This is a genomic window from Pseudomonas sp. FSL W5-0299, from assembly GCF_005930655.1.
GTDB classification, from domain to species: Bacteria; Pseudomonadota; Gammaproteobacteria; order Pseudomonadales; family Pseudomonadaceae; genus Aquipseudomonas; species Aquipseudomonas mandelii.
The window spans coordinates 45,368-63,363 of record NZ_RXHX01000027.1; the positions used below are offsets into that span (position 1 = coordinate 45,368).

Genomic DNA, 17,996 nt, shown 5'->3' on the forward strand with positions numbered 1-17,996 from the left:
TTTTCAGGCTTCACAGTGGCAGATGCGGCTGTAAACTCCGCGCCAAAGAATGGCGTCGACCATCCCTGAACGAGGTAAAGATCCATGCGTGTCCTGCTCGTCGAAGACCATCTGCAGCTCGCCGAAAGTGTCGCCCAGGCGCTCAAGAGCACCGGGTTGACCGTGGATGTGCTGCACGACGGCGTGGCGGCCGACCTGGCGTTGAGCAGCGAGGAATACGCGGTGGCGATCCTCGATGTCGGCCTGCCGCGCATGGATGGTTTCGAAGTGCTGGCGCGCCTGCGGGCCCGGGGCAAGAACCTCCCGGTGCTGATGCTGACCGCGCGCAGCGACGTCAAGGACCGGGTGCACGGGCTCAACCTGGGCGCCGACGATTACCTGGCCAAACCTTTTGAACTGACCGAACTCGAGGCCCGGGTCAAAGCCTTGTTGCGGCGCAGCGTGCTGGGCGGTGAGCGTCAGCAGCGCTGCGGCGTCCTGGCCTATGACCTGGACACTCGGCGCTTCACCCTCGGTGAAGAATTGCTGACCCTGACTTCTCGCGAGCAGGCGGTCCTCGAGGCATTGATCGCCCGGCCCGGTCGGGTGATGAGCAAAGAGCAACTGGCCGCTCAGGTGTTTGGCCTCGATGAAGAAGCGAGCCCGGATGCCATCGAAATCTACGTCCACCGCCTGCGCAAGAAACTGGATGGCCAACCGGTCGCCATCGTGACCTTCCGCGGCCTCGGCTATTTGCTGGAAAGCCGCGATGCATAAGCCCAGCAGCCTGCGCTGGCGATTGTTGTGGAACCTGGCGCTGTTGTTGGTGGTGTTAATGCTGGCCAGTGGTTTGAGTGCGTACTGGAATGGCCGCGAAGCCGCCGACACGGCTTATGACCGGACCCTGCTGGCGTCGGCGCGGACCATCGCCGCCGGTGTGTCCCAGCGCGATGGCAGCCTCAGCGCCGACGTGCCCTACGTGGCCCTCGATACCTTCGCCTACGACAGCGCCGGGCGGATTTTTTACCTGGTCAACGACATCAATCAGAAGCTGATTTCCGGTTACGAAAACCTCCCGCCGCCGCCCCCGGGAACGCCGCGTACCGATGACTATCCGGCGCTGGCGAGCTTCTATAACGCTAAATACCGAGGGCAGAATGTGCGCGTGGTGAGCCTGCTCAAGCCGGTGAGCGAGCCGAACATGAACGGCATGGCGGAAATCCGCGTGGCAGAAACCGACGAGGCGCGGGTCGCGATGGCTCGCAGTCTGGCGGCGGACACGTTGCTGCGTTTGGGCATGTTGGCCATCGGCGCGTTGCTGATGGTGTGGTTTGCGGTCAGCGCGGCGTTGCGTCCGCTGGAGCGCTTGCGCACGGCGGTGGAAGAGCGTCAGTCGGATGATTTGCGGCCGTTGCCACTGGTGGAAGTGCAGCATGAGTTGTGGCCGCTGGTGCGCGCGCTCAACCACTTTACCGAGCGACTGCGCGGGCAGTTCGAGCGGCAGGCGCAGTTTATTGCCGATGCCGCCCATGAGCTGCGCACGCCGTTGGCGGCGCTCAAGGCGCGACTTGAACTGGGCCTGCGTTCAAACGAACCGCAAACCTGGCGCAGCACCCTGGAAACCGCTGCCCAAGGCACGGATCGCCTGACTCACCTGGCCAATCAATTGCTTTCGCTGGCGCGGGTAGAGAACGGGGCCCGGGCGATTGCCGAGGGCGGCGCGCAGTTGTTGGACCTGAGTCAGTTGGCGCGCGAACTGGGCATGGCCATGGCGCCGTTGGCCCATGCCCGCGGCGTCGCCCTGGCGCTGGAGGCTGACGAGCCAGTGTGGCTGCGCGGCGAACCGACGTTGCTCAATGAACTGCTGAGCAACCTGGTGGACAACGCCCTCGCTCACACGCCGCCGGGGGGCAATGTGATTCTGCGGGTCACGGCGCCGGCGGTGCTGGAGGTCGAAGATGACGGGCCGGGAATTCCCGTTGATGAGCGGGATCGGGTGTTCGAGCGCTTTTACCGGCGCAACCAGCAAGTGGCCGGGTCCGGATTAGGGTTGGCGATTGTCGGTGAGATTTGTCGCGCGCACCTGGCACAGATCAGCCTGCACGATGGTGAGTCGGCGGGGTTGAAGGTACGGGTGAGTTTTATTGCGGGGGAGTGAACACTTTACCTGTGGCGAGAGGGTAAGCCCCCTCGCCACAAAGATCAGTAAAACATCGACCGCGACTCTTCCAGATCCCGGCACATCGCCTCATTCTCCGGGTCGATCCCCAGTTTCTTGAACGCCGGCACGCTGAAGGCATCGATACGGGCCAGCGGGTGGTCGGTGTCCTTGTGGCAATACAGGCTGGCCACCTGAACCAGATCGACATAATCGACCCGCTCGGACTGGCGTTTGAAGTCCAGGTACAACCCCGGCAACTGCACCAGCATTTCCGGGAATTCCCAGACCCTGAGCAGTTTGTCGCCGATCAAGGGATGAATGCGATCGATGACATGGTTGAGGCTGACCGCATCAGAGAGCAATTCGTAATGGTCTTCGGCGTAGGTCAGGATAGGCAGTACACCAATCTGATGCACCAGCCCGCCAAGGGCTGCCTGATCTGGTTTGAGTTGTGTGTAACTGCGGCACAGCGCGTAGCTGACCCCGGCGATTTCCAGGCTTTTACGCCAGACATCGCGCATTTTCTGCGCCACCACTTCAGAGCGGGCGTGGAAAATTTGCTCCATCACCAAGCCGATCGCCAGATTACTGCTGTAGTTGACGCCCAACCGTGTGATCGCCGTGTGCAGATCAGTCACTTCCTGGGTCGCGCGCAGCAGCGGGCTATTGACCACTTTGATCAGACGCGCCGACAACGCCGTGTCACGGCCGATCACTTTACTCAGGGTGCTGACACTGACTTCCGGGTCTTCAGCGGCCTTGCGAATCTGCAGGGCCACTTCCGGTAACGTTGGCAGAACCAGGTCATCGTTATCGATGGCCTCAACCAAATCCTGTTGGACCTTATCCGCCAGCTCGCTCATTTCTTTTCTCTAGGGTGTTACAACAAGTGCTGCGGTTAACGCTGGATTTCGCGATCGCGATCCAGTTGATAAGGCAGGTCGAGCAGGTGCAGGGCCGGCCCTTCGAGGGTGCCCAGATGAATGTCACCACCTTCTGCTGCTTCGGCTTGCAGCACGGCCAGGAGTTCAATGTTTTGTCCGGCGCTGGCAGCCAGCACCACTTCGCCGATAGAACTGCCGTGTGACGGGGAAAACAGTGGCGTGCCGGGCTCGGGCAATTCGCTGGCATCCAACGTCAAGCGATACAAGCGACGCTTGAGTTTGCCCAGGTACTGCATGCGCGCGACGATTTCCTGGCCGGTGTAGCAACCCTTTTTGAAACTCACGCCACCGACGGCTTGCAGGTTGAGCATCTGCGGGATGAACAGCTCGCGGGTGCTCGGCATGACCTGGCCGATCCCTGCGCGGATCTGGCCCAGCAGCCATTGATTCAGAGTGCCTTCGGACAGCAGGGCGGACAGCTTGCTTTTGATGAGATCGGCCTGATCGGCGGCGACCCACAGTTCGGCGCGGTCCGGCGAGACACGAATGGCGATCAGACTTTCATGACGCACGACGCTGTCGGTGTCTGCCGGCAACTCAAGACCCAGGCTGCTCAGTGCGGCGTCGCCATGATCGAGTCCGAAGCGGACCCAGGCGGCGCTTTCATCGGTCAGTTTGGATTTGGAGAACACGGCGTACTTTTTCAGGTCCGCCAGCTGCGGCTCAAGCAGCTCGCTGGCCATCGCCAGCAGCACGCCGTCACCTTCCAGCACGATGCGGAAACTCGATTGCATCCGGCCTTTCTGCGTGCAGCGTGCGCCGAGGCTGGCCTGGGTATCGCTCAGGTAATTGAGGTTGCAGGTCAATTGGCCTTGCAGGAATTTGCTGGCGTCCGCACCGCGGACTGCAAGAACGCCTTCATGGGACAGGGTGCAGAAAAAAGCAGAATCGGCCATGGGTCATCGCAGGGTAAAGAGTCTGGGGGACATCATAAGGGGGCGCTCTCGAAATGGGTAGTTCACAAAGGTCGATGGCGCCCGACCAAAGCCGAGTGTTCGACCGGGGCCGGGGCTGTATACTTGCCGCCTATTTGAGGAGCGCTCCATGGTCGAAGATGTTGAACTGAATCGCCTCTACTGGCACAGCCGCCGCGGCATGCTTGAGCTTGACGTGTTGCTGGTGCCGTTCGTTAAGGAGGTCTACCCGCACCTCAACCAGAAAGATCGCGAGTGCTACTGCAAGCTGCTTGAATGCGAAGACCAGGACATGTTCGGCTGGTTCATGGAACGCGCCGAATCGGAAGATCCGGAGCTTCAGCGCATGGTTCGCATGATCCTGGATCGTGTCCAGCCCAAGTAATGCGTTCGAATGCCGCTGGCATGCCTCACGGCAGTTGCTGGCGGCGTATCTTATGGCCCAGCTGTTCGCGCTGGGTTCTTTGTTTCTGCTCTCCTTACCGCTCTGGGCCAGTCTGCTCGGCATGACGCTGTGTGTGGTTCACGGAATCTGGCTGCTGCCACGCCTGATTTTGCTGACGCATCCACAGGCATTTCGCGGTTTGCGGCGCGATGCCGACGGCTGGCAGTTGTGGAATCAGGCCTCAGGTTGGCAGCCCGTGCAGCTAAGGCCGGACAGCCTGGCGTTACCGCTGATGGTGGTGCTGCGTTTTCGACTGCGAGGCGAGCGGCGAGTCAGATCAATCTGCGTTCCCCACGACTCGCAGGCGGCGGATGTGCACCGGCGCCTGCGGGTCAGGCTTACATTCAGTCGACGTAGGTGGGCGGCACCAGAATAGTGTCCAGCGCAACGGGTAGCATGTTCGGGTAGTCGAGGGTGTAATGCAGGCCGCGACTTTCCTTGCGCTCCATGGCTGACCGAATCATCAGCTCCGCCACCTGGGCCAGGTTGCGCAACTCGATCAAATCGCGACTGACCTTGTAGTTGCTGTAGAACTCGTCGATCTCGTCCAGCAACAGCCGCACGCGGTGCTGCGCGCGTTGCAAGCGCTTGTTGGTGCGCACGATGCCTACGTAGTCCCACATGAATCGCCGCAGTTCATCCCAGTTGTGCGCAATGATCACGTCTTCGTCGGAGTCGGTGACCTGACTGGCATCCCAGACGGGCAGGGCGATCGGAACCGACACCTGCGGCAGCTGTTCCAGAATGTCCGCCGCGGCCGAACGGGCATAGACAAAACATTCCAGCAGCGAGTTGCTGGCCATGCGGTTGGCACCGTGCAGGCCGGTGAAACTGGTTTCGCCAATGGCATACAGCCCCGGCACGTCGGTGCGACCGTGCTGATCGACCATCACACCGCCGCACGTGTAGTGCGCCGCCGGAACCACCGGGATCGGTTGTTTGGTGATGTCGATGGAAAACTCGAGGCAGCGTTCATACACCGTCGGGAAGTGAGTCTTGATGAACGCTTCTGGCTTGTGGCTGATGTCCAGATAGACGCAGTCGACACCCAGGCGCTTCATCTCATGGTCGATGGCACGGGCGACGATGTCCCGGGGCGCGAGTTCGGCACGCGGGTCGAAACGCTGCATGAAGCGTTCGCCGTTGGGCAGCTTCAGGTGTGCGCCTTCGCCGCGCAGGGCTTCAGTGATCAGGAAACTCTTGGCTTGCGGGTGATAAAGGCAGGTCGGGTGGAACTGGTTGAACTCCAGGTTGGCCACCCGGCAGCCGGAACGCCATGCCATGGCAATGCCATCGCCACAGGCACCGTCCGGATTACTGGTATAGAGGTAGACCTTCGCCGCTCCGCCGGATGCCAGGATGACGAATCGTGCACCGTACGTGTCGACTTCGCCGGTGCTGCGATTCAGCACGTAAGCACCCAGGCAGCGATCGCCTTCCAGGCCCAGGCGTTTTTCGGTGATCAGGTCGATGGCGACCCGCTGTTCCATCAGTTCGATATTCGGTCTGAGTCTGGCCTGGGCGAGCAGGGTTTTGAAGATCGCCGCGCCCGTGGCATCGGCCGCATGAATGATGCGCCGATGGCTGTGACCGCCTTCCCGGGTCAGGTGAAACTCGAATCCACCGTCTTCAGTGCCGGATTGTTCATCGCGGGTAAACGGTACGCCTTGATCGATCAGCCACTGGATGGCTTCTTTACTGTGCTCGACGGTAAAGCGCACGGCGTCTTCGTGGCAGAGGCCACCGCCGGCATTGAGGGTGTCATCGACGTGGGATTCGACAGTATCGGTGTCGTCCAGAACGGCAGCGACGCCGCCCTGGGCCCAGAAAGTCGAGCCGTTGGCGAGGTCGCCTTTACTCAGTACGGCAATGCGCAAATGACCGGGCAAGGTCAGCGCAAGGCTCAAACCGGCAGCGCCGCTGCCAATGACCAGAACATCGTGTTGAAACTGTTGGCTCATTTCAGGATTCCGCTCAAAGCGACCCGGGTCGGGGTTGGTGCAAGACTCGTGGAACGGCGAGTCAAGGCAGCCACACAGCCCACTAGTATATAGAGGGGGGGAGCGGCACAATACCCGAGCGCATATGGCATTGTGAAACTACTGTGACGGAAAATACCTGACGCTTCGTCGGATGATTTTTCGGCCGGTTCGGCGACAAGGTGACTGTATCAACGATTTAACAGTCTTTTTCTGTCCAGGGTTGCACAATGTCGCTTTCGCCCGGCTATAAATATTTGGAACTTTTGCCAAAGGCCCAAGATCAATAGACGGTGCCTGAAAAGAAGGACAGTGTCGGTTTCAGGAGGGGGACTTGCGTTTTGGTCCTGGCCAGTGAATCCGATGACAAGATTATTCGCGCAGCCGGGTCATGCCGAGCTGCGCTTTTCGTGCGTGCCAAAACAGAGCCCGCAGGAAACTTGCTTGGAGGGGGAGAACTTTTGCGAAAAGCCCGAGTCTATGTTTGCAAGTCTGGTCGTTTAGTTATGCAAGCCTCCTCCGAGCTTATCGAGGAGTGTTCATGCTAACCCAGGAAGAGGATCAGCAGCTCGTCGAGCGCGTTCAACGCGGCGACAAGCGGGCTTTCGATCTGCTAGTGCTGAAATACCAGCACAAAATTCTCGGGTTGATCGTGCGTTTCGTGCACGACACCCATGAAGCCCAGGATGTGGCACAGGAAGCCTTTATCAAGGCCTACCGCGCACTTGGAAACTTTCGCGGAGATAGCGCGTTTTATACGTGGCTTTACCGCATCGCCATCAACACGGCGAAGAATTATCTGGTTTCACGCGGCCGCCGGCCGCCGGATAGCGATGTCAGTTCCGAAGATGCAGAGTTCTACGATGGCGATCATGGCCTCAAGGATCTCGAGTCGCCAGAGCGTGCATTGCTGCGGGATGAGATCGAAGGCACCGTCCATCGAACCATTCAGCAACTGCCAGAAGATTTGCGTACAGCTTTAACTTTACGTGAATTCGATGGTCTGAGTTACGAGGACATTGCGGCAGTCATGCAATGTCCGGTGGGTACCGTGCGCTCCCGGATATTCCGCGCTCGGGAGGCCATCGATAAAGCCCTGCAGCCGTTGTTGCAGGAAAACTGAGACAGCGGCGATAGCCAAGAGAGGAACGCCATGAGTCGTGAAGCCCTGCAGGAATCGCTGTCCGCAGTGATGGATAACGAAGCGGACGAACTGGAATTGCGTCGGGTATTAAATGCCTTTGACGATGTAGAAACCCGTGAAACCTGGGCTCGTTATCAAATCGCTCGGGCAGTTATGCACAAGGATCTGCTGCTTCCTCGTCTGGACATCGCCGCGGCAGTTTCTGCTGCTTTGGCCGACGAAGCCGTACCGGCAAAAGCCTCCCGTGGTCCATGGCGCAGCCTGGGTCGACTGGCTGTCGCTGCTTCGGTGACCGTTGCCGTACTGGCAGGTGTGCGTTTGTACAACCAGGACGAGATCGCGGGTGTCGAACTTGCCCAGCAATCCAGTCAACCGGGTCTGGCCGTTCCTCAGGTCAAAGGTCCAGCTGTATTGGCAGGCTACAATGAGAGTTCGGAAGCCACTGGCCCTATGGCCAACGGCGTATTGCAAGGTCAACCAGGCTGGCACGATCAGCGTCTGCCAGGCTACTTGCGCCAACATGCTCAACAGGCTGCACTGAAAGGTACTGAGAGCGCTCTGCCTTACGCTCGTGCAGCAAGCCTGGAAAACCGTTAAGGAGGATCATGCGCGCCATACCTCTACTTTCGCTTCTGCTCGGTGGCTGGTTCATTGTTCCAGCCCACGCCGATGAAGCCCAGGACTGGTTGACCCGTCTTGGTCAGGCCGAGCAACAGCAAAGCTTTTACGGCACTTTCGTTTACGAGCGTAACGGTAGCTTTTCTACCCATAACATCTGGCACCGTGTCCAGGATGGCAAGGTCCGTGAGCGTTTACTGCAGCTCGACGGCTCAGCACAGGAAGTCGTTCGCATTGATGGGCATACTCAATGCGTCAGCGGCGTCCTGATAGCAGGGCTTGGGGACTCTCCCAACTCCGCTGCCCGTGCACTCGATCCACAAAAGTTGAAGAATTGGTATGAGCTTGCCGTCATTGGCAAGTCGCGTGTGGCTGGGCGTGCGGCAGTGATTATTTCATTGAAGCCACGTGACCAGCATCGCTACGGTTTTGAGCTGCACCTTGATAAGGAAACCGGCTTGCCGTTGAAGTCATTGCTACTGAATGACAAAGGGCAGTTGCTTGAGCGTTTCCAGTTCACCCAGCTGAATACCGACAACGTGCCGTCTGACCGCGACTTGCAGGCAGGCGACGATTGCAAGGTGGTCAAACTCGACAGCGACAAGGCTTCCGCCGTCAAGGCCGCCCAAGTCTGGCATTCGGACTGGCTCCCGCCCGGTTTCGAGCTGACCAGCAGCAGCACCCATAAAGATACGGAGACCAAAACCCAGGTCACCAGTCTGATGTACGACGATGGTCTGGCGCGGTTTTCGGTGTTCCTTGAGCCGTTGAATGGTGCCACCGTTACCGACACCCGCACCCAGTTAGGCCCAACCGTTGCTGTTTCTCGGCGCTTGACGACCCCTCAAGGCGAGATGATGGTGACCGTGGTCGGTGAGATTCCGATAGGTACTGCTGAACGGATTGCGCTGTCCATGCGCTCCGATGCCACTGCAACCAAGTAGTGAGCTGATATCGAAATGTTTGGTGAGCATTTCAATTTGCAAAAAAACCTGAATTTTTCTATAGGTCAGAGCCTCACGGCTCTGGCCTTGTTTTGTTGTTCCCGGAACAAAAATACCGGCGTATCTTTCCCGGTGTTCCTTGCTCCATATCGCTTAACCATGCTCGTCGTAACGGGAGCCGTATGTCGATACCACGCTTGAAGTCTTATCTGTCCATTTTCGCCACCGTGCTGGTGCTCGGTCAGGCGGTCACTGCTCAAGCAGTTGAATTGCCTGACTTTACCCAGTTGGTCGAGCAGGCCTCGCCCGCGGTGGTGAACATCAGTACCACGCAAAAGCTGCCGGACCGCAGAGTGTCTGACCAGATGCCCGACCTTGAAGGCCTGCCACCCGCGCTGCGCGAGTTTTTCGAACGGGGCATGCCGCAACCGCGCTCGCCTCGCGGTGATCGCCAGCGTGAAGCGCAGTCCCTGGGCTCGGGCTTTATCATCTCGCCGGACGGCTACATCCTGACCAACAACCACGTGATCGCCGATGCCGACGAAATTCTCGTTCGTCTCTCCGACCGCAGTGAGTTGAAAGCCAAGCTGATAGGCACCGACCCACGTTCCGATGTGGCGCTGCTGAAAATCGAAGGCAAGGACCTGCCAGTCCTGAAACTGGGTAAATCCCAGGACCTGAAGGCCGGCCAATGGGTCGTAGCGATCGGCTCGCCGTTCGGCTTCGACCATACCGTGACCCAAGGCATCGTCAGCGCTGTCGGTCGTAGCCTGCCGAACGAAAATTATGTGCCGTTCATCCAGACCGACGTGCCCATCAACCCGGGTAACTCGGGTGGTCCGCTGTTCAACCTGGCCGGTGAAGTGGTCGGGATCAACTCGCAGATCTACACCCGCTCCGGTGGCTTCATGGGCGTATCGTTCGCGATCCCTATCGACGTGGCCCTGGACGTATCCAACCAGCTGAAAAGTGGCGGTAAAGTCAGCCGTGGCTGGTTGGGTGTGGTGATCCAGGAAGTGAGCAAGGATCTGGCCGAGTCGTTCGGTCTTGAGAAGCCGGCCGGTGCGCTGGTGGCTCAGATCCAGGAAGATGGCCCGGCTGCCAAGGGTGATCTGCAAGTCGGCGACGTGATCCTGAGCATGAACGGTCAGCCAATCGTCATGTCTGCCGATCTGCCGCACCTGGTGGGTGCACTCAAGGAAGGCGCGAAGGCCAACCTTGAAGTGATCCGCGACGGCAAGCGCAAGAATGTCGAACTGACGGTCGGCGCGATCCCTGACGAAGGTAAAGAGCTGGACTCGAAACTCAAGTCCGGTGTTGAAACCAACAGCAATCGTCTGGGCGTCGCCGTCGCCGATCTGACTGCTGAGCAGAAGAAAGCCTACGACCTCAAAGGTGGTGTGGTGATCAAGGAAGTTCAGGACGGTCCTGCATCGCTCATCGGCTTGCAGCCAAATGATGTGATCACTCACCTGAACAACCAGGCAATCAACGATAGCAAGGAGTTCGCTGAAATCGCCAAGGCACTGCCGAAGAATCGATCGGTGTCCATGCGAGTTCTGCGTCAAGGTCGTGCCAGCTTCATCACCTTCAAACTGGCTGAATAAACCGGTTGTCGGCTGAATGAAAAACCGCCTCGAAAGAGGCGGTTTTTTTGTGTCTGCGTTTTATGTTCCGCAAGCAGGTCAGCCCATCATGTCCTTGACCATCCGTTCCTGCTCCATCAACTCGCGTTGCCGGGCGTCGATACGCGACGACAACGGGAAGTTGGTGCCGGCCTTGCGCTTGGCGAAGTCCAGTTGCTGAATGGCCTGGCGATAGTCGCCAACCAGGGCGAAGTACTCCGCGCGAGCCTGATGCAGACCGATGATGTTGCCTGACAGGCCGCGAGTCTCGGCCACCTGATACCACACGTCCGGATCGTCCGGGCGCGACTTCAGCAGGCCTTCGAGCGCCTTTTCCGCATCGGCGGCGCGGTTTTGTTTCAGCAACAGATCGACACGCACCTGGTTCAATGGATAGTTGCCAGGGTACTGGGTGAGCATCCGGTCAACCCGTGTTTGAGCATCGGGCAGGCGATTGTTGGTGATATCCAGGTCGACCTGCGCCAGGTTGTAGATGATCTCGTTCGGTGATTTGGCCAGCAGCAGCTTGAGGTTCTCACGAGCTTCATTCAACTGGCCGCCCTTGATCTGGGCGATTGCCAGGCCATAACGAGCGACGTCATTTTTCGGGTTCTCGTCGAGCTGCGCGCGAAAGCGCTTGGCGCCCAAGCCTGGGGTTTCTTCGTAGACCAGCTGAACGCGTGCACGAATCAGCTGATAGCGCATGGTGTCTTCGACGCCGCCCGCTTTGGCCTGTTCGGCGCGGTTGCGGGTGTCGGCGATCCGCGATTCGGTCACCGGGTGAGTCAACAGGAATTCTGGTGGCTTGGCGTCAAAGCGGTATTGACGCATCAACCGCTCGAACATGGTCGGCATCGACCGCGGGTCATAACCGGCCTTTTCCAGATTGAGGATGCCGATACGGTCGGCTTCCTGTTCGTTCTGGCGCGAGAAACGTCGTTGTTCCTGAATCGCCGCCGCCTGAGTGCCCGCAATCGCCGCGATCCCGGCGTCACCGGCACCGGCAGCAGCAATGACGATCCCGGCCAACAGAGCCGCCATCATCGGCACTTGCATGCGCTGCTGGGCTTCCACGCCTCGGGCAAAGTGGCGTTGCGACAAGTGAGCCAATTCGTGCGCCAGTACCGAAGCGTATTCGCCCTCGGTCTGCGCATTGAGGAACAGACCGCCGTTGACCCCGACAATACCGCCCGGCGCCGCAAAGGCGTTGAGCTGCGGGCTGTTGATCAGGATGAACTCCAGGCGCCGGTCATTGACCTGGCTGGTTTCCACCAGGCGGTAAACGCTGGATTCGACGTAATCCTTGAGCTGCGGATCGTTGAGCTGCGAGACCTGGCTGCGCAACAGCGCGAGCCACGCACGGCCCAGTTGATATTCCTGTTGCGGCGAGACAATGGCAGAACTGGCGTCGCCGAGTGACGGCAAGTCGTCGGCGAAGCCCGGTGAGGCGAGCAGGCAAGCGAGCGTCAGCAGGGTAGGGCGCAAAAAAGTCATGCACAAAGCCTTAGTCGACAAAGACCTTACTGTAGCCGGACACTTGGCCCGGGACCAGATATTCTAGGCAACTCCACCACCTGACCCGGAGCGATGCAATGACCGATGCTGTAACCCATGACGCCGAACTGGATGCCAGTGGCCTGAATTGCCCGCTGCCATTGCTCAAGGCCAAGCTGGAGCTGAATCGACTGGCCAGTGGCGCGGTGCTCAAGGTCATCTCCACCGATGCGGGTTCCCAGCGCGACTTTCGCACCTTTGCCCGATTGGCCGGTCATACGCTGCTTCGCGAAGAAGATGAGGCGGGTGTTTACCGCTACTGGTTGAAAAAAGCCTGAAACCTGCTGCGTTCATTTCTAAGGATTATTGATGTTCAAGGTGTTACGCGACTGGATTCAGCGCTACTTTTCCGATGAAGAAGCCGTGGTGCTGGCGGTGCTGCTGTTTCTGGCCTTTACCGCCGTTCTGACGTTGGGCGGCATGCTCGCGCCGGTGTTGGCCGGGATGGTGCTGGCGTATCTGATGCAGGGCCTGGTCGTTACCCTCGAACGCCTGCGCATGCCCGGTGGGGTCGCGGTGGGGTTGGTCTTCGCCTTGTTCATGGGCGTTTTGCTGGTGTTCATTATTGTCGTGGTGCCGTTGCTCTGGCATCAGTTGATCACGCTGTTCAACGAACTGCCCGGGATGCTGGCCAAGTGGCAATCGCTGCTGTTGCTTCTGCCCGAACGCTATCCGCACCTGGTGTCGGACGAGCAGGTGTTGCAGGCCATCGAGGTGGCGCGGGGCGAAATCGGCAAGTTCGGTCAGTGGGCACTGACGTTCTCGCTGTCGAGTCTGCCTCTGCTGGTGAACATCATGATCTACCTGGTGCTGGTGCCGATCCTGGTGTTCTTCTTTCTCAAGGACCGCGAGATGATCGGTCAGTGGGTGCGCGGCTACCTGCCGCGTGAACGGGCATTGATCACCCGTGTAGCCCATGAAATGAACCGACAGATCGCCAATTACATCCGCGGCAAAGTCATCGAGATTTTTATCTGCGGCGGTGTGACCTACATCGGTTTTGTCGTGCTGGGGCTCAACTACGCGGCGTTGCTGGCATTGCTGGTGGGGGTGTCGGTGGTGGTGCCTTACGTCGGCGCAGTGGTGGTGACGGTCCCGGTCATGTTGATCGCGCTGTTCCAGTGGGGCTGGAGCGATCAGTTCATTTACCTGATGGCGGTCTACGGGATTATCCAGACGCTGGACGGGAATGTGCTGGTGCCGCTGCTGTTTTCGGAGGCGGTGAATTTGCATCCGGTGGCGATTATCTGTGCGGTGCTGTTGTTTGGCGGGTTGTGGGGATTCTGGGGGGTGTTCTTTGCGATTCCGCTGGCGACGCTGTTCAAGGCTGTGCTGGATGCCTGGCCGCGCAAGGAGCCGGTGGTGGCGCCGTTGCTTTAGCAGTCAGCCGGGATGAGGCAGTGGGGCAGGTGGCGGCTCCCGAGCAGGCCCGGTCCCACATCGGATCGCGTCAGGCTGGCCAACTCGGTCAACCGTGGGAGCGAGCCTGCTCGCGATAGCGTCCGAACAGACGACGATAAAACTCAGGCCTTGTTCAACGCCTGTGCAGCCGCCAACACCGCATCCACATGCCCCGGCACCTTCACACCGCGCCATTCCTGACGCAGCACTCCGTCCTTATCAATCAGGAATGTGCTGCGATCGACGCCCATGTATTCCTTGCCATACAGCTTCTTCAGCTTGATCACATCAAACAGCTGGCAGAGCGCTTCTTCCTTGTCGCTGATCAGCTCGAAAGTGAACGCTTGCTTGGCCTTGAAGTTCTCGTGGGATTTCAGACTGTCACGCGAAACACCGAAGACTTCGGTGTTTGCCGCTTTAAAGGCGTCAAGCTGATCGCGAAAGCCCTGGCCCTGAGTGGTGCAGCCCGGCGTGCTGTCCTTCGGATAGAAGTAGATCACCACTTGCTTGCCTTTAAGGCCCGCGAGGCTGACGGTCTGTCCATTGGTGGCGGGTGCTTCGAAGTCGGCAACCGGTTGGTCGATGGCAACGGCCATGAAAGCTTCCTTACATTGGGTTTTGTGGGCGCCACGGTTCGATCAGTGCGTCCAGGTTCAGCGCGTCGGCGAAATCCAGGAACTGATCGCGCAACCAGCTGATCTGCACGCCGGCCGGCAAGGTCACGGTAAACGTGGCGTTGAGCATGGTGCCGCCGGTTTGCGGCGCCTGATACGTGTCGCAGGTCAGGTTTTCCAGCTCGACGTTGTGGTCCATGAAGAACTGGCACAGCTCGTTGATGATGTCCGAGCGATAGGCCGAGCTGACATAAGCGACGTAAGGCAAAGCCTGAGGACGATTCTCCAGCGCCGCGCTGCGCACCACGTTAACGGTGAATGCATGCTTCTTGGCGAGGCCCGGCAGGCTGCCTTCAAGGCGCGCCAGGGCGTCCCAGCTGCCGGAGATTTCGAGGATCAACGCGCTGCACTCGCCATGACGGGTCAGGCGAGAAGTGACCACGGCGCAGCGGTTTTCATGGCTGGCGCGGCACAGGACGTTAGTCAGCTCCATGGGGTTGGCGCCGAGGGCACTGATGACAAGGAATTGTTCGCGAACTGTGGGGGTGGACATGCAGCATTCCTAAAGCGATGAGCGGTCGATACTTTTACGGGCTTTTACTACCGGGGGCGAGCCTGCGGATGCGAATTCAAAAAACCCGGGCCGAAGGTTGCAACGTGCTCCATCAAGGCAGGAGCGAGGGGTGGCAACGCTGGATCGGGGCTTGTGATGCCGAAAATGGAGGCTCAAACCCGACGTGCGAGCTTATCAGTACCGATCAAAGCCTGAAGGGTAGCGAAAAGCAGCGCCAAGGGGAATGGCAGCAGCGCAGTACTTTGCTTGTACAAGCATCTTGGCGCCAGTACCATTACCGCTCTCTTTTTCCGGCAGGAGCGGTTGCATGATTGCGGGCAGTATGGTGGCACTGGTCACACCCATGGATGCACAAGGTCGTCTCGACTGGGACAGCCTGAGCAAACTGGTGGACTTTCACCTGCAGAACGGCACCCACGCGATCGTGGCCGTCGGCACTACAGGTGAATCGGCCACCCTTGACGTGAACGAGCACATCGAAGTGATTCGTTACGTGGTGAAGCAGGTGGCAGGGCGCATTCCGGTGATCGCCGGTACTGGCGCCAATTCGACGCGCGAAGCCATCGAGCTGACCACCAATGCGAAGACCGCCGGCGCCGATGCTTGCCTGCTGGTGACGCCGTACTACAACAAGCCGACCCAGGAAGGCTTGTACCAGCACTTCAAGGCCATCGCCGAAGCCGTCGACATCCCGCAGATCCTGTACAACGTGCCGGGCCGTACCGCCTGCGACATGCTGACCGAAACCGTGATCCGCCTGTCGACCGTGAAAAACATCATCGGCATCAAGGAAGCCACCGGCGACCTGGCCCGCGCCAAAGCCATCATCGACGGCGTCAGCAAAGACTTCCTGGTGCTGTCCGGTGACGACGCCACCGCAGTCGAGCTGATCCTGCTCGGCGGCAAAGGCAACATCTCGGTCACCGCCAACGTCGCCCCGCGCGACATGAGCGACCTGTGCAACGCTGCCCTGAAAGGCGACGCCGTCACGGCCCGCGCGATTCACGAAAAGCTGATGCCGCTCAATAAAACCCTGTTTATCGAATCCAACCCTATCCCCGTGAAATGGGCGCTGCATGAAATGGGCCTGATGCCGGACGGTATTCGTCTGCCGCTCACCTGGCTCAGCGCTGCCTGTCACGAACCGCTGCGGCAGGCCATGCGCCAGTCCGGCGTACTGGTTTAATTGAGGAAGCACTACGCATGAAGCGATTGGCCGGACTTTCCGCACTTGCCTTGATTATCTCCAGCACCAGTGGCTGTGGATGGGTCTGGGGCCCGGAAGGTTATTTCCGTGACCGTGGTAGCGATTACCTGGAAGCGCAACAGACTGCACCTATGCAACTGCCAACGGATGTCAGCACCGCCAAGCGTCTGGATCCGCTGCTGCCGATCCCGCGCAACGTGGCTGATGACACCGCCAAAGGCGAATACATCGTGCCGCGTCCGCAGCCACTGACGGCATCGGCTGACGCCAGCGCCTACTCGCTGCAGAAGAGCGGTGATTCGCGCTCGATCCTGGCCCAGAATCCACCCGCCGAAGCCTGGCCAGTGGCGATACAGTTCTTCCAGGACAACGGTTTCCGTCTGGACGAACAGAAGCCGCAAACCGGTGAATTCACCACCACCTGGCAGCGTTCCGACGAACTGTCGGCAGCGATGGCCAAGCGCCTGAGTTCCGCTGGCGTCAGCACCGACAGCGAAACCCGCGTTCGAGTGCGTATCGAGCCGGGCGTTCAGCGCAACACCAGCGAAATCTACGTGGTCAGCGCCGAGCGTCCTGCCGGCAGCACCGCCGACGTGGCCTTCACCAACCGTTCGGTCAACACTGGCCTGGACGCGGCACTGGTCGACGACATGCTCGCGAGCATGAGCCGCATCTCGGAAAAGGGCGGTTCGGTTTCCATGCTGGCTTCGCGTGATTTCGATACGCCGAGTCGTGTCAGCCTGAGCGAAGACGGCAGCGGCAACCCGGTTCTGAACGTCGGCAATGACCTGGATCGTGCCTGGTCGAGCGTTGGTCGTGCGCTGGAACAGGGCGAATGGCGCGTTGAAGACATCAACCGCAGCCTGGGCCTGTACTACATCAATCTCTCCGAAAAAGCCGAGAAGAAAGACGAGAAGCCTGGCTTCTTCAGCAGCCTGTTCGGCAGCGCGCCGAGCAAGGAAGAAGTTGAAGCCCGTGCCGAGCGTTATCAGGTTCGCCTGAGCAAGGTAGGCGAGAACGTCCAGGTCACCGTCGAGAAAAACATCAACACCGTGGCGCCGGCAGAAGTGGCGCGCAAAGTGTTGAGCGTGATTCAGGACAACCTGGGCTGATCACATGCGTTTTGCCGTTCTCGGCAGCGGTAGCCAAGGGAACGGCACGCTGATAGCCAGTGCTGATACGTATGTGCTGGTGGATTGTGGTTTCTCCCTGCGGGAAACCGAAAAACGCCTGCTGCGCCTGGGTGTGAACCCTGCGCAGTTGAGCGCGATACTCGTGACCCACGAACATGCCGACCACGTGCATGGCGTGGGTTTGCTGTCTCGGCGCTACAATCTGCCTGTCTACCTCAGTCGCGGGACCCTGCGCGGGATGCGCAAACCGATTGAACCGGCTGGCCTTCTGGCTGGCGGCGAGCAACTGCAGATCGGCGCACTGAGCATCGGCGTCATTGCCGTGGCCCACGATGCACAGGAACCGACGCAGTACGTTTTCAGCGACGGTGAGCGGCGCTTTGGCCTGCTGACCGACCTGGGCTCGTATTGCAACAAGGTGCTGGACGGCTATCGGGACCTCGATGCGCTGATGATCGAGTCCAACCATTGCCGTGACATGCTCGCTCGCGGTCACTACCCGTACTTCCTGAAGCAGCGGGTTGGCGGTGAACTGGGACATCTGAACAACCACCAGGCGGCATTCCTGGTGTCTGAGTTGGGCTGGCAAGGCCTGCAACACCTGGTCCTGGCCCATCTGAGCAGCAAGAACAACCTGCCGCAGCTGGCCCGGCAATGTTTTGTCGACACCCTCGGGTGCGACCCGGACTGGCTGCAACTGGCCGATCAAGATTCAGGGCTCGACTGGCGACACATCGCCTAGCCCACCTACTTAGCAAGC

19 protein-coding genes are annotated in these 17,996 nt (G+C 59.5%); 13 read left to right on the forward strand and 6 right to left on the reverse strand.

Features of this window, described 5'->3' with window-relative positions; genetic code table 11:
* Positions 1 to 84: 84 nt before the first annotated feature.
* Positions 85 to 756, forward strand: a complete 672-nt coding sequence (locus FHL16_RS25260; RefSeq protein ID WP_007898613.1) for a response regulator — start codon at positions 85 to 87, stop codon at positions 754 to 756.
* Positions 749 to 2,137, forward strand: a complete 1,389-nt coding sequence (locus tag FHL16_RS25265; protein WP_010462282.1) for a sensor histidine kinase — start codon at positions 749 to 751, stop codon at positions 2,135 to 2,137. Before FHL16_RS25260 ends, FHL16_RS25265 begins: the two co-directional genes overlap by 8 nt.
* 44 nt (positions 2,138 to 2,181) lie before the next feature.
* On the opposite strand, the gene FHL16_RS25270 is transcribed toward FHL16_RS25265, so the two are convergent.
* Both FHL16_RS25270 and ygfZ read right to left on the reverse strand, forming a co-directional pair.
* On the reverse strand, positions 2,182 to 3,003 hold the full coding sequence (locus FHL16_RS25270; RefSeq protein WP_010462279.1) for an HDOD domain-containing protein: 822 nt from the start codon (positions 3,001 to 3,003) through the stop codon (positions 2,182 to 2,184).
* A gap of 35 nt (positions 3,004 to 3,038) precedes the next feature.
* Positions 3,039 to 3,980: a CAF17-like 4Fe-4S cluster assembly/insertion protein YgfZ gene (gene ygfZ / locus FHL16_RS25275; RefSeq protein ID WP_010462277.1), complete on the reverse strand. Its 942-nt coding sequence runs from the start codon at positions 3,978 to 3,980 to the stop codon at positions 3,039 to 3,041.
* 148 nt (positions 3,981 to 4,128) lie between these two features.
* On the opposite strand from ygfZ, the gene FHL16_RS25280 reads away from it, so the two are divergent.
* Positions 4,129 to 4,383 (forward strand): FAD assembly factor SdhE, encoded by a 255-nt coding sequence (locus FHL16_RS25280; protein WP_077749613.1) that lies wholly within the window; start codon positions 4,129 to 4,131, stop codon positions 4,381 to 4,383.
* Positions 4,367 to 4,819 (forward strand): protein YgfX, encoded by a 453-nt coding sequence (locus FHL16_RS25285; protein WP_077749614.1) that lies wholly within the window; start codon positions 4,367 to 4,369, stop codon positions 4,817 to 4,819. The genes FHL16_RS25280 and FHL16_RS25285 overlap by 17 nt, the downstream gene beginning before the upstream one ends.
* On the opposite strand, the gene nadB is transcribed toward FHL16_RS25285, so the two are convergent.
* A complete protein-coding gene (gene nadB / locus FHL16_RS25290) occupies positions 4,788 to 6,404 on the reverse strand; it encodes an L-aspartate oxidase (protein ID WP_010462271.1) in 1,617 nt (538 codons plus the stop codon). The two genes, FHL16_RS25285 and nadB, sit on opposite strands and share 32 nt — an antisense overlap.
* 559 nt (positions 6,405 to 6,963) lie before the next feature.
* Between nadB and rpoE the strand changes: the two genes are divergently transcribed.
* The 4 genes from rpoE (at position 6,964) to FHL16_RS25310 (ending at position 10,735) form a co-directional block, all read left to right on the forward strand.
* A complete protein-coding gene (gene rpoE, locus FHL16_RS25295; protein ID WP_007944079.1) occupies positions 6,964 to 7,545 on the forward strand; it encodes an RNA polymerase sigma factor RpoE in 582 nt (193 codons plus the stop codon).
* A gap of 30 nt (positions 7,546 to 7,575) precedes the next feature.
* The gene (locus tag FHL16_RS25300) at positions 7,576 to 8,163 is read left to right on the forward strand and encodes a sigma-E factor negative regulatory protein (protein WP_077749615.1); all 588 of its coding nucleotides are present in this window, start codon (positions 7,576 to 7,578) and stop codon (positions 8,161 to 8,163) included.
* An 8-nt stretch (positions 8,164 to 8,171) separates the two neighbouring features.
* The gene (locus tag FHL16_RS25305; protein WP_077749616.1) at positions 8,172 to 9,128 is read left to right on the forward strand and encodes a MucB/RseB C-terminal domain-containing protein; all 957 of its coding nucleotides are present in this window, start codon (positions 8,172 to 8,174) and stop codon (positions 9,126 to 9,128) included.
* Between the two features lie 188 nt (positions 9,129 to 9,316).
* Positions 9,317 to 10,735: a DegQ family serine endoprotease gene (locus tag FHL16_RS25310; RefSeq protein WP_370654422.1), complete on the forward strand. Its 1,419-nt coding sequence runs from the start codon at positions 9,317 to 9,319 to the stop codon at positions 10,733 to 10,735.
* Between the two features lie 78 nt (positions 10,736 to 10,813).
* On the opposite strand, the gene FHL16_RS25315 is transcribed toward FHL16_RS25310, so the two are convergent.
* A complete protein-coding gene (locus FHL16_RS25315; protein ID WP_010462262.1) occupies positions 10,814 to 12,247 on the reverse strand; it encodes a M48 family metalloprotease in 1,434 nt (477 codons plus the stop codon).
* 98 nt (positions 12,248 to 12,345) lie between these two features.
* Between FHL16_RS25315 and FHL16_RS25320 the strand changes: the two genes are divergently transcribed.
* Entirely contained in the window at positions 12,346 to 12,585 is a 240-nt protein-coding gene (locus FHL16_RS25320; protein ID WP_077749618.1) for a sulfurtransferase TusA family protein, read from the forward strand.
* 31 nt (positions 12,586 to 12,616) lie between these two features.
* Entirely contained in the window at positions 12,617 to 13,687 is a 1,071-nt protein-coding gene (locus FHL16_RS25325) for an AI-2E family transporter (protein WP_010462259.1), read from the forward strand.
* A gap of 143 nt (positions 13,688 to 13,830) precedes the next feature.
* On the opposite strand, the gene FHL16_RS25330 is transcribed toward FHL16_RS25325, so the two are convergent.
* Together FHL16_RS25330 and FHL16_RS25335 are read right to left on the reverse strand one after the other, a co-directional pair.
* Entirely contained in the window at positions 13,831 to 14,304 is a 474-nt protein-coding gene (locus FHL16_RS25330) for a peroxiredoxin (RefSeq protein ID WP_010462257.1), read from the reverse strand.
* Positions 14,305 to 14,314: 10 nt separating this feature from the next.
* A complete protein-coding gene (locus FHL16_RS25335) occupies positions 14,315 to 14,875 on the reverse strand; it encodes a glycine cleavage system protein R (protein WP_010462255.1) in 561 nt (186 codons plus the stop codon).
* A gap of 328 nt (positions 14,876 to 15,203) precedes the next feature.
* Between FHL16_RS25335 and dapA the strand changes: the two genes are divergently transcribed.
* Genes dapA through FHL16_RS25355 form a run of 3 tightly spaced genes read left to right on the forward strand, consistent with a single transcriptional unit; the run spans position 15,204 to position 17,978 of the window.
* Positions 15,204 to 16,082 carry a 4-hydroxy-tetrahydrodipicolinate synthase gene (gene dapA, locus FHL16_RS25345; RefSeq protein WP_010462253.1) on the forward strand — a complete coding sequence of 293 codons (879 nt, stop codon included), beginning with the start codon at positions 15,204 to 15,206 and terminating at the stop codon, positions 16,080 to 16,082.
* A gap of 17 nt (positions 16,083 to 16,099) precedes the next feature.
* Positions 16,100 to 17,215: an outer membrane protein assembly factor BamC gene (bamC, locus tag FHL16_RS25350; RefSeq protein ID WP_077749619.1), complete on the forward strand. Its 1,116-nt coding sequence runs from the start codon at positions 16,100 to 16,102 to the stop codon at positions 17,213 to 17,215.
* Between the two features lie 4 nt (positions 17,216 to 17,219).
* The gene (locus FHL16_RS25355; protein WP_008153089.1) at positions 17,220 to 17,978 is read left to right on the forward strand and encodes an MBL fold metallo-hydrolase; all 759 of its coding nucleotides are present in this window, start codon (positions 17,220 to 17,222) and stop codon (positions 17,976 to 17,978) included.
* The last annotated feature ends 18 nt before the right edge of the window (positions 17,979 to 17,996 follow it).